Annotated in this window: 16 protein-coding genes; 6 read left to right on the plus strand and 10 right to left on the minus strand. The window is 42.1% G+C overall.

Translation table 11 applies throughout. The features are described 5' to 3' along the window. Positions 1-28 precede the first annotated feature (28 nt). Complete coding sequence (locus N477_RS03170; RefSeq protein ID WP_063364275.1) at positions 29-280, minus strand: DUF2999 family protein; 252 nt, start codon at positions 278-280, stop codon at positions 29-31. A 106-nt stretch (positions 281-386) separates the two neighbouring features. Next, the gene (locus N477_RS03175; RefSeq protein ID WP_081216638.1) at positions 387-1,613 is read right to left on the minus strand and encodes an RsmB/NOP family class I SAM-dependent RNA methyltransferase; all 1,227 of its coding nucleotides are present in this window, start codon (positions 1,611-1,613) and stop codon (positions 387-389) included. Between the two features lie 288 nt (positions 1,614-1,901). On the opposite strand from N477_RS03175, the gene N477_RS03180 reads away from it, so the two are divergent. Beyond that, complete coding sequence (locus tag N477_RS03180; RefSeq protein WP_155731782.1) at positions 1,902-3,287, plus strand: FG-GAP repeat domain-containing protein; 1,386 nt, start codon at positions 1,902-1,904, stop codon at positions 3,285-3,287. A gap of 510 nt (positions 3,288-3,797) precedes the next feature. Then, on the plus strand, positions 3,798-5,159 hold the full coding sequence (locus N477_RS03190) for a hypothetical protein (protein WP_063364278.1): 1,362 nt from the start codon (positions 3,798-3,800) through the stop codon (positions 5,157-5,159). 33 nt (positions 5,160-5,192) lie between these two features. Here N477_RS03190 and N477_RS03195 read toward each other — a convergent pair whose 3' ends face one another. After that, on the minus strand, positions 5,193-6,608 hold the full coding sequence (locus N477_RS03195; protein ID WP_155731788.1) for a chitinase: 1,416 nt from the start codon (positions 6,606-6,608) through the stop codon (positions 5,193-5,195). Positions 6,609-6,911: 303 nt separating this feature from the next. Here N477_RS03195 and N477_RS03200 point away from each other — a divergent pair, with 303 nt between their 5' ends. The 3 genes from N477_RS03200 to N477_RS03210 all read left to right on the plus strand — a co-directional run bounded on the left by N477_RS03200 (position 6,912) and on the right by N477_RS03210 (position 9,341). Further along, positions 6,912-7,469, plus strand: a complete 558-nt coding sequence (locus N477_RS03200) for a GNAT family N-acetyltransferase (RefSeq protein WP_063364449.1) — start codon at positions 6,912-6,914, stop codon at positions 7,467-7,469. Beyond that, positions 7,469-8,806, plus strand: a complete 1,338-nt coding sequence (locus N477_RS03205; protein ID WP_063364279.1) for an NAD(P)/FAD-dependent oxidoreductase — start codon at positions 7,469-7,471, stop codon at positions 8,804-8,806. Before N477_RS03200 ends, N477_RS03205 begins: the two co-directional genes overlap by 1 nt. A gap of 130 nt (positions 8,807-8,936) precedes the next feature. After that, the gene (locus N477_RS03210; protein ID WP_081216640.1) at positions 8,937-9,341 is read left to right on the plus strand and encodes a hypothetical protein; all 405 of its coding nucleotides are present in this window, start codon (positions 8,937-8,939) and stop codon (positions 9,339-9,341) included. Between the two features lie 108 nt (positions 9,342-9,449). Here the strand turns inward: N477_RS03210 and N477_RS03215 are convergent, their stop codons facing one another. The 3 genes from N477_RS03215 to N477_RS03225 all read right to left on the minus strand — a co-directional run bounded on the left by N477_RS03215 (position 9,450) and on the right by N477_RS03225 (position 11,014). Continuing rightward, positions 9,450-9,701, minus strand: coding sequence for a YdcH family protein (locus tag N477_RS03215; RefSeq protein WP_063364280.1), 252 nt, complete (start codon positions 9,699-9,701; stop codon positions 9,450-9,452). A 147-nt stretch (positions 9,702-9,848) separates the two neighbouring features. Continuing rightward, entirely contained in the window at positions 9,849-10,547 is a 699-nt protein-coding gene (locus N477_RS03220; RefSeq protein WP_063364281.1) for an SDR family oxidoreductase, read from the minus strand. A gap of 86 nt (positions 10,548-10,633) precedes the next feature. Beyond that, positions 10,634-11,014, minus strand: coding sequence for an STAS/SEC14 domain-containing protein (locus tag N477_RS03225; protein ID WP_063364451.1), 381 nt, complete (start codon positions 11,012-11,014; stop codon positions 10,634-10,636). A 162-nt stretch (positions 11,015-11,176) separates the two neighbouring features. Between N477_RS03225 and N477_RS03230 the strand changes: the two genes are divergently transcribed. Then, positions 11,177-11,950, plus strand: a complete 774-nt coding sequence (locus N477_RS03230; RefSeq protein WP_196760568.1) for a putative porin — start codon at positions 11,177-11,179, stop codon at positions 11,948-11,950. Positions 11,951-11,953: 3 nt separating this feature from the next. On the opposite strand, the gene N477_RS03235 is transcribed toward N477_RS03230, so the two are convergent. From N477_RS03235 to acnD, 4 genes are all read right to left on the minus strand, one after another. Beyond that, on the minus strand, positions 11,954-13,252 hold the full coding sequence (locus tag N477_RS03235) for a hypothetical protein (protein ID WP_063364283.1): 1,299 nt from the start codon (positions 13,250-13,252) through the stop codon (positions 11,954-11,956). Positions 13,253-13,274: 22 nt separating this feature from the next. Next, entirely contained in the window at positions 13,275-13,880 is a 606-nt protein-coding gene (locus N477_RS03240) for a LysE family translocator (RefSeq protein WP_063364284.1), read from the minus strand. 106 nt (positions 13,881-13,986) lie between these two features. Then, positions 13,987-15,162 (minus strand): 2-methylaconitate cis-trans isomerase PrpF, encoded by a 1,176-nt coding sequence (prpF, locus tag N477_RS03245; RefSeq protein WP_063364285.1) that lies wholly within the window; start codon positions 15,160-15,162, stop codon positions 13,987-13,989. 55 nt (positions 15,163-15,217) lie between these two features. Beyond that, on the minus strand, positions 15,218-17,806 hold the full coding sequence (gene acnD, locus N477_RS03250; RefSeq protein WP_063364286.1) for a Fe/S-dependent 2-methylisocitrate dehydratase AcnD: 2,589 nt from the start codon (positions 17,804-17,806) through the stop codon (positions 15,218-15,220). Positions 17,807-17,883 lie beyond the last annotated feature (77 nt).

Consider the following 17,883-nt stretch of genomic DNA (forward strand, 5'->3'; position numbering starts at 1 on the left):
AAGCCTTTTTTGTCTTTGTTATCGTCAGTTATTTATTTAGCTGTGCCTTCGCGGCTTCTACTTTCGAATAATCTAACCCTAGTTCCGCAACGGCCTCTTTAATTAAGGCGGGGTTTTGCATCACAAGTCCCATCAGTTGCTGTAATTTTTCAGGTGGAATTGGTAATTGTTGTACAGTCGCCATTGCCATTAAAGGGTTTTCAGTTAATGCCTGAAATACAGCTTTAATTTGTTCATCAGAAATATTGTGCTCTTTAAGTAGTGCGATGATAGGATTCATTGTCAAACCTTAAACGATTAATGTGTTCGCTAGATGCAGTCAAATACGCGCCTAGTAATATATTCTTTTTTGTTGGGTCAAAAGTGTGTAACTTCAACCCCATAAATCATGAAATATCATTTTTTACTAATACTGCGCCGTAAAAACCATCATATTCACTATTTACACCGGGAACTAAGCTTAATTCTTCCTCTAAAGTCCAATGTGGATTATTGGCTAAAAATGCTTGAACCTGTTGCCCATTTTCAGAGGGTAAAATAGAGCAAGTCGCATAGACAAGCTTGCCACCCACTCGACACATCTGACTGTATCTTTGCAAAATATCCTTTTGCAATACAATTAAGTCATTAATATTTTGCTCATTCAAATGCCATTTTGCATCCGGGTTGCGTCGCAATATACCCGTACCTGAACAAGGCACATCCAACAGCACACGATCAAACTTTTCTTTTTGTCTTTTGATCGTTTTACTATTTTGGATCAGACGCGTTTCTATAACATGAGAGCCTGCACGCTTAGCACGCTTTTTTAACGTATCCAGCTTATATTGATGAATATCTAGCGATAACAAACGCCCTTTATTCTCAAGCAAAGCAGCAATATGAAGGCTTTTACCTCCCGCACCAGCGCACGCGTCCACGACTTTCATGCCTGGCTTTATATCCAATAAACTGGCTATTTGCTGAGAGCCGGCGTCTTGCATCTCAAAGTGACCCTTTTGAAATGCATCTGTTCTAAACAAATACCCCATTTGCTCAACCTTAAGCGTATTTGGTAAACCATCAACAGGCACAGTGGTTATCTGCTCTTTCGCCAAACTCCCTTGAACACTGACAGCGTCACTTTTGAGTGAATTCACTCGAATGAAGTGTTCAGCCGGCTTATTTAGCGCTCTGGCAATTTGCTCCCATACTGCGCCCAACTCCTTTCGCGCTCGCTCATCCAACCAAGCTGGCATGCTCAGCAGCACATCTTCAGGCGCACTGGCGAGTTCTTTTTCGATATCAGCTATATTCAATGCTGATACTTCAGGGATCTCTGGGAGTGTTTGCCCGCTCAGTAAAGTGTACGCGCCCCACATATGCCACGCATCATCAGAATTTAATCCAGTGACAGAGTTAACTAAATCTCGACGGCCTAGTCCCCAACAAAGCTTTCGACTATAGCGGATCAAATCGTAGAGAGTTGTAACAAAATATGCGCGCTGTTCGACAGTCCAAGCAGGGTTTGCCTGTAAGTGCTGTTGTACTACTTTGTCAGCATATTGTTCCAATGTTGATGCCTGTAATAAGGCACTATTTAGGCTCTCTAGCAGTTGGCGGGTTGCAGTCACGGTGGTTTCTCATTTGTATCGTACAAGGCGCGAATTGTAGCGCTTTTATGCTTTTTAAACCACTTAATAAACCACTCCTTTTCATACAGGTCGTCACAAATAATTACAACCTCTACATTGCGCACTTTAAACTGCTCACATAGCATCTAAATTGAACTATTTATGGCCAAATTCAACTAATACCGAGTTAGCAAAGCTAATTCAGCCATTCTAGTTGGTAATAAAAAGAGAAAAATAACCCAATAAAATTTTTTACTCGTAAAGGGTAAACTTGTGTTTTGGAGAAACATGATGAACTTTAAAGCTATTTTGACAACTGGGATGATCATATCAAGCCATGCTTATAGCGCTCAGATGCCACTAAAAATAGACACCGATAGCCCATTAGTCCTAACCGACTCTCCTATTGTTTTCGCTGTGAATAAAGAAGAAAAGGCGTTAGAGCGTATCAATTTGAGCCAAAATACCTCTCAGAAACTGCCAATCAGTGCGACATCCAAAGGATTCCATTATGGACACATAGCGAATTCCAAAGAGGTTCAAGCATTCGTATTAGATAACGGCGGTGTCTATTTGGTCACTCCAAAAAAAACAACACAACTTGTTGAATCAAAAGGTTTACTCACTCGCCTGCAGGTGGACGACTTTGAGAAGGTCGAGTTTATTTTGGATGCCAATAGTGACGGCTTGAGTGATATTTATTTACCAGGATTTACTCGTAATGAGCTTTTTGTTCAGCAGCCAACTGGGCAATTTATAAAGCATGACTTTGAATACAACTTGCCCCTGAGAAGCAACTCCTATAGGGAATCGCTCGAAATCAGCACAAACTTTACCTCACTACCCATTGTTCATGATTTTAATGCTGATGGCTTTACCGATTTAGTGTTTCGCACTCGCCAAGAAGTCGCTGTGCTGTATGGTAATAAAACAGGTTACGCACCAAATGTGGAATATATTCACCTTCCTACCTCATTTGGAAAAATTACAGGTAACCGCATTCGAACCACACAAGATCTTTTAGATATTAACCAAGATGGACATTTAGATTTAGTCACGAGAATAAGACCTATCACTGAAGGCATATCAGGCCTTGAGGCCAAAGTAGAATATGATTTATATCTTGGTCAAGCTAAAGGCTTTAACTCCGGCGCTATAAAATTGCCCCACACCATTGGTGCTGGAGGAATGCGTATCGAATATGATTTTGATGGTGACGGGTTGCTTGATCTGCAAACCCTCAATGTCGACATCGGCTTAACAACCATTGCGGCAATGGCGCTAGGTGGTGGAAAGGCTGATATTGACGTTGACATGCACTTTTTTAAGCAGCATCCACATACATTATTTAAAACGACACCAAATACAGAAAAGGAAATTGAACTAGAAGTTGATATGAAACGCTCAATGCAAGGCATGCCCTATTATACTGGCGACCTAAATGGTGATAATAAGCATGATTTGGTTTTTAAATCTTCAGATAATACGTTAAGTATTTTTTATGGTGAAAGTAATAATCTATTAAGAAAAAAACAAAAGAAGATAAACCATACTCTACCTAATAATCCTAACGACATTGTACTTGTTGATATTGATGAAAATGGCACAGAAGACTTTGTATTCAAGTACGCAGATAAACAAGGGAAAGTTGAGATTAAAACACTGCTAAACTAATCATATAAACAATGTATTATTTTCAATAATAATGCATTGTTCCACCCCAAAAAATCTCCAGCACATTGTTAAATATGCTTTAACATTACTATTTTTAATAATAAAACAATAACAAGCAATATAACTCAAATACAAGGGGATTTTTAACGCGGTTTCCTCAGCAATGCTTTTACAGGATCCGGAGGTAGACTTAATACCAATACCTCCACAACTACTAACGCAGAGTATAGCAAGCCTTATCTCCGACGCAGTTGAATGCGCCGTACTTGCAATCAAAACCATACAAAAAATCAATGCTACTATTCAACACGGGATATGGACATCATTTTCCATATGGAAGATGGTTATATTCTTCGAAATAAAAATTCCAATACGTTAACTTTACAAAAGTTTACTTAAATAAAGATAAAATATTTATTATTTTATAAACGACATTCACTTATTTTAAATCTTCCAACACCAATGTATGATCACTTTTTAATCAAAAAATAACTCAAAAGGACACAAAAAATGAATCTTAAAAAAAATGGACTTTTAATTGCCATATTAGGTGCAATACAACTCACAGGGTGTGGAGGAAGTGATAATAATACTTCGGCAAACCAACCAGTCGCGGAAAGACCAAGCACAGAAAATCCACCAAGTACTGTGGAACCAAATTTTTCATTAACTACATTTAAAAGCAATGCATGTGGTAGTAAAGCAGTTGTCGCCGATATTGTTTATCACAGTGCAGATGGCAGTTTTATCTCTTCAGAGAAAACATCTACATCTGGTGAAGTAGCATCAACGCTTCCTGAGAATACACAACATGTCTCTCTCGTTTATAATGCCACAACTGAAAATGGTGAGAAGCACCTCCAGATCCAAACCTTATTAAATGTCGCTGAAGGTTTTAAAATCGATTCACTCAGTTTTAATGATAAAGAACCTTGTGGATGCAGTGCAATCACATATGATTTAAGAACACTTAAAGCCGAATCACCTGATTCAACAGTGTTTAATGTCGGCGCAACACCCATTTTATTATCAGAAGCACAAGAACAGTTTAATACTTGCGCTACTGATGCCCAAACACTTGTCTTTACTCAGTCGGAAGCAGGTCACAAAGGTGGATTGTATGATACATCGAAAGCCGCAACTATCACATTATCAGATCAGCAAATCACGGCACCTGGCACTTTGGTCGATTTAAGTACGATGCAGTTTGATGACCAAGAGACAATTAACTTCTCATCCCATTCAGGTAATAACGAAGTACACTCAGTGATAGTTAATCAAGCCGCTTACACCCACCCATCTTATAAAGATAAGAACCAACTTGTGATTTTCAATGACTTAGAAACGGTCAATTATTTATCTTTAAACCGACCACGTCATATGCAGCTCACAGATGATCTTTCATATACTTCATATTTCACTGCGATGAATCGCGTTAGCGATGAAGGAAAGATATCAGATCTTACCCACATCCAACTAGATGATGTGCTCACCTCAGCCTACGAGTCATTTGTTAATTCAATCAAAGAAGAGTCCCACATGGCTGAGTTAGATTTTAGTGCGGTGGACAAGAGAGTAAATCTCGCAACCGTTAACTACGCATGGGAAAATGACATACAAGGTAAAGCTCACTGGCAAATCATCACTGATGGAGAAGAAACGATTCCACAGCTAGAATTTGATGACGTTGTGCAAAAAGTTGAACCTGATAATTTATCAGTTACATTAACCCTAAACGCGCTGAATACAGAGCACACATTTAATGACTTGAGAGCAGCCTATCTCAACAGTATGATAAGCTTCGAAAAACGCGTAGAGTCTAAGCTGTTTGATAAAATGGCCAGTTATAGTCTCACCCACCAGCCAAAGTAGTTTTTGGGGAAACGCGCAGTTTCCCCACTGTATTTATTTTATTAACTTCCATGGCCCACTGGTATTTGTAGGGCTTGGAGTATCCCCTCTAGTCCACCACTTCGCTTCATAGACCTTATCTTGGTAGCTGGCTTTATCACCTTTAAGGTACACTTTATTGCTATCCCAAGCTTTTGCTCCACCTACAGGCGGCTTAACATCGATCGGTGGTAATGTATCAACCACAGTTACACTTGGCCACCCGGTGTGTGATTGATAGAAATTTGTTACGCATTTTTCATAATCACCTGGGACAAGTGCTGAATAAGCTGTTTGATATCCAACTAATTTACATTCAAAAGAGTGACCGCCCGGTCTGTCTGAATAATGTGCCCAATTCGCTTCCCAATTAGTGTAAAGCACACCACTTGCGCCATCGAGGTTAAGGCTGCCAAACGGGGTTTGCTGCCAGCACGTATTCTCTTCATCAGCCTCAATTGGAATGTTGTAGTAATGCGATAGCCCTTCCCAATAGCGAATACGATTTACAGGCTGGCCTTTATAACGATTGTGTTCTCCACACTCAATACCACCATTTATGACATTGATAGTTGTGCCAAAGCCATATCCAATGCCCGCATTGAGCTCAACCTGCGAGGGCACCCAAGTTCTATCAATCACATGTAACATAGCAGGCTTTGGCGCTTGAGGCGTTAGGAAAAACCAAATAGCAGACGCTAAATTAAGCCATGAATCAGCAACGCGACCTGGGTCATTCAACAGTACTGTGGCATCGCCATCAAACATGACTTCAGAAAACATGCCGTAGTTAAAGTGATAAGAGAGCTGTTTTGCACCACGGCCAAAATAGCCTTGCCCTTCACCACAAGGCCAACGGCGATTTTGCCAATCATTTTGACCACATCCAGTGCGATAACCGCCCTGTCCTTCAGACCATCCCATTTCGCGGACATGTACAAGTGCCTGCTGCCACTCTTCTAGTCCATTTGGATTGTCAGACGTGTTATCTTTAGAGATATGACCGCCGGTCTCTTGAGCAAAGTGAGCAAATGCCGTAACGATAGACTCTTTACAAATTGCATCGGCATCTCGGCCATCGGTATACTCGCCACAAAAAGCTGGGAACTTACCAATCGCACGCAAAAAACGCGTATATGTATATTCAGGCGCAGCCATTTGCGTTAAGAAATCCCACTCAGCTTGACCAAAAACTCGCTCAACACGTTTAACGTTACTTGGGTTGTTCGCAGCTCCCGGTAAAATAGCCTCAACAATTGTATTGCTGCGTGTTTCAAGTGCCTTAGACCAAATTGCATACATAGGGTCAGAAGTTAATGCTTGCTCCGCTGTATTCAAATCTGCACGGGAGACAACATATCCACCGGGATTGTTTGGATCAGGCTGCACATTCATCCCATGTGTAAATGCACTTGCACACAATATTGGCATACACAAAGCCGCGAGTTTGGTAAGTTTACTTACCTCTTTTTTGCCGTTATTCATAATTTACCTTTACATGTTGTTGAATTAAATGAATTTAGAATTCAATTTTTCTTTGTCTGTTGTATCTAAAAAGCAGTAACCAGCTGCTTTTGACTTGATGAATATCAATAATCATCAAATTAACAAATATTACACATTGACATCGCTGTCAATGTGAATTACCCATTTTTTGAACAATTGTACACTTGATTATCACTCAGTCTTCGGCAAAATAGGGAAATATTATTAGAAAAAAGAATAAGTAAGATGATTAGATTGACTCAGCTAAACCATGATTATTTTTCTCAAGTAATTTCTCTCGGTAATTTGGTACATGGAGAAAACTATCTCGATGACGAAAAGCTTGAGAAAATTTATCAAATGGGCCTAAAAAATGGTTTAAATTCTTCATTTGTTGCTGTTGATGCAAAAGATCGCGTCGTTGGTTTACGGCTGACTTTCTGCCCAAGCCAATGGGAGATAGATAAATGGTGCACCCCATCACAATGGCCCGTTGCAGTTGAGACAATGGCCTACTTTAAATGCATTGCGATACATCCAGATGCACAAGGACAAGGCATTGGCCCCAAATTATTAGCAGCTTCAATCGACGTATTAAAACAGCAGGGTGCAAAAGCAGGCGTTGCTCACCTTTGGTGTCAAAGCCCGGGGAATGGCGCGGTCAAATATTTCTTCAAGTCTGGAGGAAAACTGGTAAAACTGCACGATGACCGATGGCTTGAAAACTGTATAAATGATGGCTATGTATGCCCTATCTGTGGTAATGAGTGCCATTGTCAAGCTGCTGAAATGGTTATTGAATTTTAATGAGCACATACGACCCTCTTTATCAGACTAATTGCAAAAATCAGCCGCTGCCTTCTAGTTACTGGGCAAGTCAATTCCCCCTAGAAGCAGATATTAGGCAGCCCACAAAAGCTGATAGGTATGATGTCATCATTATTGGGGGCGGCTTTACTGGGTTACTAACCGCCTTCAATCTTGCCACCATGCACAATCAAAAAGTTTGTGTACTTGAAGCAAACCAAGTGGGGTTTGGTGCAAGCGCGAGAAATGCCGGGTTTGCATTGCCCACCACAGGCAGATTAACTCCATTAAACATGGTGAAAATTTGGGGACGAGATATTGCTTCACAGGTATATCAAGAATACCAAAATGGTGTCACTCGTTTAGAAGGGTTAATTCAAGAACACAATATTGACTGCGACAAACAATCACATGGATATTTGAAAATTGCCCACTCTAAACCTGCAATGGAGACCTTACATCAAGGTTATGAGTTTGCAAAAAAGGCCTTTTGTGATGAGAAGCTATCGGTTATCACGCCCAATGAGCTAAAAGAGCACTACCTGAATATGCCTCACACCCACGGGGCAGTGAGAAATCAGCATGGGTTTGGCCTAAACCCTTTAAAGCTCCTAAGTGCATACAAAGCCTTGGTATTGCAAGCTGGTGTGGATATATTCGAGCACAGTCTTGCAGAGCATATGCCTAAAATTGGTAATACTCACGTAGTAAAAGTAAATGATGTTTTACTGCGAGCTAACAAGCTTCTTATTACCTCAAATGCGTATGGCAGCAAACGTTTTCACCCTGCCATTAATCATAAATATATCCCGATATTAAGTAGTATTTTGGTTACCCGCCCACTTACATGTAACGAGTTAGCCGAGACGGGCCTCAAAACACACCAAGTTATGATGGATACCCGAACGCTCAAATATTACTACCGACTATTACCAGACAACCGACTGCTATTTGGCGGCAGAGGTGCTGTGTATGGGAAAGATCAAAACAAGCAAACCTACCAATCCCACCTCAAAGACGCCATGCAAAATGGCTTCCCTGCACTTAATTCAATCGAGACCGATTATTACTGGCATGGCTATATTGCAGCGACTTTGGATGATCATCCTCATATATATTTCCAAGATGGCGTTGGCTATGCCATTGGCTACTGTGGCGCAGGCGTCGCCTTCAGTACCCAAGCAGCATATCGCTTATCACAAATGACCATGTCATTAGATACGCCATCGCTGCCAATCTATCAATCCGCCGCGCCTAAAGTGCCCTTTGCGCGACTTAGTCGTTTAGGCCAACTGGGCTTTTATCACTATGCGCAACTTAAGGATCGCCTGTTTTAGTAGCAGGCTTTACCAAAGACGATTGTAACAGACACACAAAAAGATCAAAAATTAAACAAAAAGCACATCTTATTTCAATATTTGAACCGTTTAATGAGACAGGCAATTAAACTCAAATAAGGAAAATAAAATGAAAAAGTTAGTAATCGCAGCTTTATTTACAAGCCTGTCTGGTGTTGCAGCGGCCAATGCAATTGAACTAGAAACGATGGAAAATAGTAATGTTGCGTTTGAAAAGGCAGAAGTCACTATCGCAGCCAATCAAGGTGTATTTGCTTCAAGCGTCGTAACTTATTACAGCCCTCGTGTTTGGGTAAATGGTCGCCTTCAGCCGTTTTTTGTAGGTTCAACAAATGGTAACCAGTTCTGTGAAGAGCGTGGTCACAACCAAGAAGTCAGTGGCAGCACAATCACATGTGGTGAAGATGAGTCTTCATATGCAAATTACGACTGGTATGGAAAGTCTTGGGTATACAAGAGCACAGGCAGTAAAAACCAGTGTTATCAGCTTTATGCAACAATAAAATGCCAATAATCAGATTTGGTACCATAAGCTAAACAGCGTTGCATATAGTTGCAAAATAACATGTATAAATAGGAGGTCAGTGACCTCCTATTTTAAATTAGGTCAAAAGCATACAAATTAAATTGTCGCTTCTGCCTTTTTTATCAAACCAAATAATTCATCTTTAAGCTGAACACGCTCCATTTTTTTCGTGTCCAAATAATCGTCAGTGGTGTTTTCAACACCCTCTTCGATTCGACGCACTTCTTTGTCTAGCTCATTGTACTTATTGAACAGTTTTGCAAAGTGATTGTCGTTCATTTTTAAATGGCGGATAGTGTGATGATGATCTGGGAATTCGTGCAGTAAGTCGTGTTTTTCTATGCTCATAAATGGATCCTTCTGAGATACTTATTGGCTTAACTTCAGTGTTGCAGATACACATAAAAGGTTATTGATCTGTATCAGCAATCCATTGGTTATCCGCTTTTTCAAATCACTTCAAAAGCATAGATAATACGCCTTAAAGATGTTAAATCACCAAGGTATGACGCTACCATCAAAGCTCAAGAAACTACCACTTTGCTTATCTTGTAAGTTATCTAATACGCGTTTTAGCCCAGATGCCGACTCTTGAGGTGTGATCAAAGCATTTGGTCCACCCATCTGGGTCTTTACCCAACCTGGGTGTAATGCAACGGTTTTTATCCCTTGTGGCAATAAGTCATTAGACAAGCTCTTTACTACCGAATTAAGCGCAGCTTTAGAGCTTCGGTAGATATACCCACCGCCTTTGGTATTTTCTGTATGGCTGCCTACACGTGAAGATAAGGCTGCAAAGATCTTACCGTGCCCTCTTAACAGGTGTGGATAAAATGCCTCAGCCAACTTGGCAGGCGCAATCACATTCACTTCCATTACCCTGCGCCAAGCTTCTACATCACACTGCCCAAAACCATATCCCTTCGGCCCATATAATCCAGCATTATTGATCACAACATCAATCGCCTGCGCACTAAGTTGCTTGGCTAGGTCGTCAAGCTGAATATAATTAGTGACATCTAATGGGTATATATCAAGCACACCTGATGCTTCCACCCCAGTCAAATCACGTAAGGCCTCGCTTGAATTTATGTCTCTAACGGTTGCCAAAACATGCCAGCCAGAATCTAGATATAATTTAGCAAGAGCAAACCCAATGCCTCTGTTTGCGCCAGTGATCAATACGCACGCCATATGTATTCCAAACTTAATCCGTAAATAAAGGAGTTTTAACGAATAAGAGAATGCAAATCAAGTGGTAACAACATTGCTTTAGACCATCACAGATGATTTAGCCAATGCTGTGCAGAGTGGGGTTCAGAAAAATAACGAGTTTGCCCGCCTAATACCCAGCCGCCAATGATGGACATAATTCGCTGCCACCGATTGCAGCCAATTACAGCAGTACGTGCAAATTGATCACTGTATTTGCAAGCAAGTCGAATATCTGTCCATGCTTCACTTACTTCCCACCCTTGTAACTCAGTTAGATCAATTAACACACAAATATCTTCATTCATACTGTGCATGACCACTTGATCAACTATAGGTAAGACAACCACATAGTCTTGGTGAGTGAGCCTGCCAACGGCTTTAAAACTTAGTAATAAACCGAAGTCCCGACGCTCTGTACCAACTGAAATACCATGGAATTCACTCATTGCAAATGCCGCTTTTAAAAAGTAAAAAATAAGTAAACAATACCCTTTTTTACAATAGTTCAATTTAAGCTATCGCGCACATTTTAATAAATATACTATCCTTAAAAAAACGCGCTCATTAAAACCTTTGCTCCGAGTAAGCCTAAAAAAATGGAAAAGCCATTGAAAATCATAATCTTTTTTTTAGTGAGTTTGATCACTACTTACAGCTATGCACAAACAGAAAAGACTTGGTTCAATCAAGCCACTTATACCAAACTAGAGGATGCGGACACGCATACCTTGCAGCTGAGTAGCCATTATTACTTTGCACCTCAAGCCAACTTTTGGGTGTGGGATGACTTCGGTTATCTAGATACAGACACCAATCTGCTGGCAACGTATACCAATGATGAACAATCTGCATTTACAGGTCTGGAAGGTGAGCTGTTTATTTCAAATTGGTTTGCAACAGCAAGTATTGTTGACTTAGGTGAGACCGACGACAACTACACTATCGGATTTGGCTATTTATTTTTTGATAATTTGAAAGTGAGTGCCAAACATCAGCAACAGACGGGCGCAGACGATATTATTTGGCTACAAGGCCAGCTCAATATAGATATCGATGAAAATGCTTATGTGGGTACCACTATTGTCAGTGATGATGAATTGGACAACTGGCAGGTGGAAGTGCGCTACTTTCGACGCCTTGGTGAGCAACAGTACTTCACACTTGATTTAACTCACGAAAATTCAAGCAGTAAAAACCACAATAACTTTATTGCGAATTATTATTTTAACCAACACTTTGCCCTTGGACTAGGCAGCAACGAGTCACATCTACTTGTCGAGGGCAAGTACTTCGTTAATCATAGCTTTTTTGTCAAAGCAAGATATCAAGAGCAAAGCGATGATGAGCAGTCTTTAGAGATGTCTATGCAAGCTCAGTTTTAGTCCTCAAACATGTAAACGTTGACGAAAGGCATCATTGATAGCTTCTACTTTGATGTGTGAAATATCGACCGTATTCTCTTCAATCCATAGCTCAAAGTCGGCAAAGGCCTCTAACGCAAACATTTTTGCTGTTACCTCAGCACAGCTTAGCCCTAGCATGTCATAAATAACTAACTCAGCATGCCACTCTGGATCAGGTACCTCAAAACGTTCCCCTCGCTTTATCATAAACGACCTTTGAAAACTGCGCTTCAACTGCACTAAGCCAAGTCTTCCAACATCGTCACTTGTCGGTAATTCATAATTACTGCATTGCCACTTTCCTTTTGGGAAGACAATAGAAAAGTCTGGGCTACTTGGTGCGACATAATCAAACTGAATAGTCTCATTTGCTGCCAATACGACATCATAAGGGCTAAAGTGAAATGCAATATTTAAGCTGCAATCCCCCTCGGTCAACCTCAAATCACCATACACTTGAATATCCGTGGTGAGCTTAACTGTATAACCTGACCAATCTTTATCCGGAATAGTGAGACAAGATGAGAAACAGCTTAAATCTTCCTGGCTTAAAGCCAAAGATGTTGATTTATCTAAACAGAAAAACTCGCCAAGTAACTCAGCTCGCTCATCCTTGTTCTCGCCTTGAGTCAACCACGCTTTTAAGCTCACCTGCTGCGGAATAAGTACGCCTTCAGGCGCTAAAAACTGAACCAAATGTTTAAAAATATATACTTGTGGCTCGCGTTTTAGCAAAGCCGTCATGGTTTCTGAAATAATGATATCAAAGCGTTCTTGAGACGACTGCGGTTGCCATAACGTCGCATCCGCATGATGCGTACGAATGTGGTAATGACCAAGATTAAAGTGGTTAATTAACTTATGCACCGCATCAATATTCTCTTGATGAATATCTATTAAGGTAATCTCAACAGGTAAGTTATCACTCACTGCTAGTAAAGGTATGAGCAAAGTAGCGTAGGGCCCAGTCCCTGCATAGAGTATTCTCACGGGTGCTTCATTTTCTCTAATGCAGTCATTTATCGCTTGTGCGACGCCTTGAGCAAATAATTGTGTTCTCACAGTTTCTTCAAAACACTTTGCCGCTTGCACGGGAGAAATCGCAACACCTGACGCGGTTTCTGTTTTATCAGACTGATTCATATCTGTGCTGGTAAATATCCCGGTAACAGTACCTAAATAGTCCACCATGGCTTTGATATCAACTTTATCGATAGCCCCTTTTGGCGCACTCAGTAAAACCTGCGCAACATCGACAAACTGTGATTTAGATAACCCCATAACTTCCCTATTTTTTATAAACTTAGACTAGGTTTGAGGATAGAGTGACATACCCCAAAAGTAAAACTAAAAGGCTTGCAAAAAACAACCTTAAATATCTGAGCTGTTGCGAAGTTTTTACAACCCGGTGTAAAACCCCACCAAAATATAGCCATAGCGCATCTGCCACTACAGCAACCGCAAACAATATACTGGCCGCAACCACACTGGCCTGCAATTGAGACTCAAACGGCAAGGCGACATTAGCAAATATAGCGATACAGGCAGCATACGCTTTGGGATTAAACAAATTTAAAATGAACCCATCCATAAAACCAACGGACTTATCTCCTGTTGAAGATAAAGCACTTTTGTTGGTAGCAATTTTATATGCAACGTAAAGTAAGTAGAGTAAAGCCGCGACTTGCAATACGTGCGTTAATTGCGGGAAGCTTAACAGTAATGCACCTAACCCTGTTGCCGACGCGACAATAGCGACCAGCAAGCCACTCAAAATACCCAGTAAGAATGGCACTCCTTCTCTAACCCCAGAGCTTGCACCAACAGCAGCGAGCGCCAATGGGGCAGGGCCAGGTGAGCCAAGTAACAAAAATGTTGTAAATGCGAGCGAAATAATAGCTTCTAGCATGGTTTTCCAAACTTTCCTTTTGCTTTATGTGATGTTTTTTCTTGTGTTGAGTTCGCCGATAAAATGACGAGGGATGGCTGAGGTGAACACCTCAACCTATTGCGTTTTATTCGGGTGATGGTATGCGAACAACGCCTTCCATCAATAAACGTGCACTTCTGCTCATGATGGCTTTTTTCGCTAACCACCTTTGTCCATTTTGCTCTGCTTCAGCGCCGACTTTTAAGGTGCCAGACGGGTGCCCAAACGTGACTTGATTTCGTTGTCCACCGCCAGCGGCTTCATTGACCAAAGTACCCGGAATTGCCGCAGCTGTCGCTATGGCCACCGCGGCAGTGCCCATCATCGCATGGTGTAGCTTACCCATAGACAGCGCTCGTACATTTAGATCGATGTCTTGCTCACTGATGGCTTTACCACTGGATGCTGAGTATGCACAAGGACCACTAACAAAAGCTATTTTGGGCGTATGCTGACGAACCTTAGCTTCTTCCAACTTGTTGATCAGGCCCATTTTTAGCGCTCCATATGCGCGGATTTTCTCTAGCCTTTGCAACGTATTTGCATCGCCATTAATTGCCTCTTGCAATTCAGTGCCGTTAAAACCCAAATCATCAGCTCTAAAGAATAAAGTCGGGATCCCAGCATTTATCATGGTCACATCAAAAGCGCCTTCATCAGGCACTTCAAGTACGTCCACTAAATTGCCGCTCGGGAACATATCTGCATCTGCATCGGCTGGTTCTAAGAACTCAACAACCACCTCAGCTGCCGGGAACGTCACGCCATCTAACTCAAAGTCGCCAGTTTCTTGCACTTCACCATGAGTGATTGGAATATGCGCAACGATGGTTTTACCGATATTTGCTTGCCAAATACGGACAACTGCAATCCCATTTTCAGGTATGCGAGTACTGTCAACCAAACCATTGCTGATAGCAAAAGCACCAACCGCCGCGGTTAAGTTACCGCAATTTCCACTCCAATCGATAAATGGCTTATCGATAGCCACTTGTCCAAACAAGTAGTCAACATCATGGTCCGCTTGTGTGCTCTTTGACAAAATAACCGTTTTACTCGTGCTAGAAGTCGCCCCCCCCATGCCATCAGTTTGTTTCGCATACGGATCTGGGCTGCCGATCACGCGAAGTAAAATATCATCGCGCAATTTACCGGCAACTTGTGCGCCTTTAGGTAAGTCTTCTAGATTGAAAAATACACCTTTTGAAGTCCCACCACGCATATATGTGGCGGGAATTTTAATTTGTGGTTTAAAACTCATAATCCTTCCTAACAATAAACCCAAGCATTGCTTGGGTTTATTTCGATAATATTGATTAAGCGTTGGCTTCTAAAAAGTCTTTTGCAAAACGTTGCAATACGCCACCCGCTTCATAAATAGACACCTCTTCTGCGGTATCCAATCGGCACGTTACATCCACTTCGATACGCTCACCATTTTGACGATTAATCACCAACGTCAACGTTGTACCCGGTGTGCGCTCACCCACAACGTCATAGGTCTCTGTGCCATCTAACTCAAGTGTCAATCTTGTTGTGCCAGCCTTAAACTCCAGCGGTAATACACCCATACCAATTAGGTTGGTTCTGTGAATACGTTCGAACCCTTCAGCAACAATCACTTCAACACCCGCAAGACGCACCCCTTTTGCCGCCCAATCTCGCGAGGAGCCCTGACCATAGTCCGCACCTGCCACAATAATAAGCGGCTGCTTCCTATCCATATATGTTTCAATTGCTTCCCACATACGGGTCACTTGGCCTTCAGGCTCAAGACGTGCAAGAGAGCCTTGTTTCACTTCACCATTTTCCTTCACCATTTCATTGAGTAGCTTCGGATTCGCAAACGTTGCACGCTGCGCGGTTAAGTGATCTCCTCGGTGAGTCGCATAAGAGTTAAAGTCCTCTTCAGGCAGGCCCATTTTGGACAGGTATTCACCTGCTGCACTGCTTGCCATAATTGCGTTAGAAGGTGAGAGGTGGTCGGTAGTGATATTGTCACCTAGAATTGCCAGCGGCCTCATGCCCTTCATCGTACGCTCGCCCGCAAGCGCCCCTTCCCAATATGGAGGACGACGGATATAAGTGCTCATTTCGCGCCATTCATACAATGGGTCGTTATCTTCACCATAATCAACCGTGAGATTGAACATAGGGTCGTATACTTCTCTAAATTGCTGTGGTTTTACACTTTTTGCTATCACCGCATCAATCTCTTCATCACTTGGCCAAATATCTTTCAGTGTTACCGGATTGCCCGCTTGGTCATGGCCAAGAACATCTTGCTCAATATCAAAGCGCACACTACCTGCAATTGCGTAAGCCACCACCAATGGCGGTGACGCTAAGAACGCTTGCTTTGCATATGGGTGAATACGACCATCAAAGTTTCGGTTACCTGACAATACGGCAGTTGCATATAAGTCTCTGTCGATGACCTCTTGTTGGATTTTAGGGTCAAGCGCCCCACTCATTCCGTTACACGTAGTGCATGCAAACGCCACAATGCCAAAACCAAGCGCTTCAAGCTCTGGTAGTAAGTCTGCTTCAGTCATATAAGAGCGCACCGCTTTAGAACCCGGTGCAAATGATGTTTTGACCCACGGCTTGCGCTTCAAGCCAAGTTTATTAGCGTTTCTTGCCAGCAACCCAGCAGCAACGACATTTCGTGGATTACTGGTATTGGTACAGCTGGTGATTGCAGCGATGATCACCGCGCCATCAGGCATTTGATCTTCTGTTTTTTCGTAATCCGCGACGATGCCTTGTTTGGCTAAATCTTGCGTTGCCACACGGCGATGCGGATTAGATGGACCCGCTAAATTACGTCCTACACTGGATAAATCGAACTTTAATACGCGCTCATACTTGGCTTCAGTCATAGCGTCAGCCCACAAACCTGTCAGCTTGGCATACTTCTCTACTAACTCGACTTGCTCATCGTCACGGCCCGTGAGCTTTAAGTAATCAATCGTTTTCTGATCTATGTAGAACATAGCAGCCGTTGCGCCATATTCTGGTGTCATATTTGAAATAGTCGCACGGTCGCCAAGGGTTAAGTCATTTGCGCCTTCACCGAAAAACTCTAAGTAGGTTGAGACCACTTTTTCATTACGTAAAAATTCGGTAATTGCTAATACAATATCCGTTGCAGTGATACCCGGCTGGCGTTTACCTACCAGCTCAACACCCACAATATCTGGCAGTCGCATATAGGATGCACGGCCAAGCATGACGCTCTCAGCTTCTAAGCCACCCACACCAATGGCAATTACGCCCAATGCATCAACATGCGGAGTATGGCTGTCAGTGCCAACTAGCGTATCAGGAAATGCAACCCCATCTCGCGCTTGAACAACTGGCGACATTTTTTCTAGATTGATCTGGTGAAGAATACCGTTACCCGGTGGGATCACATCGACATTTTTAAACGCTGTTTTTGTCCAGTTTATAAAGTGGAAACGGTCATCGTTACGGCGATCTTCTATCGCTCGGTTTTTCTCGAACGCATTTTCCTCATAACCTGCATGCTCTACAGCCAGACTGTGATCAACAATTAGCTGAGTTGGTACAACCGGATTAACTTTGGCAGGATCGCCCCCTTTTTCTGCGATGGCATCACGAAGACCTGCTAAATCAACCAGTGCTGTTTGACCAAGAATATCGTGACACACTACACGCGCTGGAAACCACGGGAAGTCTAGGTCTCTGCGTCTTTCAATTATTTGTGTCAAAAAATCATTAAGCTTTTCAGGCTCAGCTCTGCGCACTAGGTTTTCTGCGAGGACTTTAGAAGTGTAGGGTAATCCATCATATGCGCCGGGCTTTATCGCTTCGATGGCCTCGCGCGTATCATAGTAACATAGAGTAGAATCAGGTAATCGTTTACGGTATTGGGTGTTCATAACTGCTTTTTCCAACTGAAGATGTGACGGTGTGCTTAGCATGCAGCGCTATTAAGCACTGCATGCTCACGACTTAC

The sequence above is a fragment of the Pseudoalteromonas luteoviolacea H33-S genome, from assembly GCF_001625695.1.
Lineage (GTDB): Bacteria > Pseudomonadota > Gammaproteobacteria > Enterobacterales > Alteromonadaceae > Pseudoalteromonas > Pseudoalteromonas luteoviolacea_B.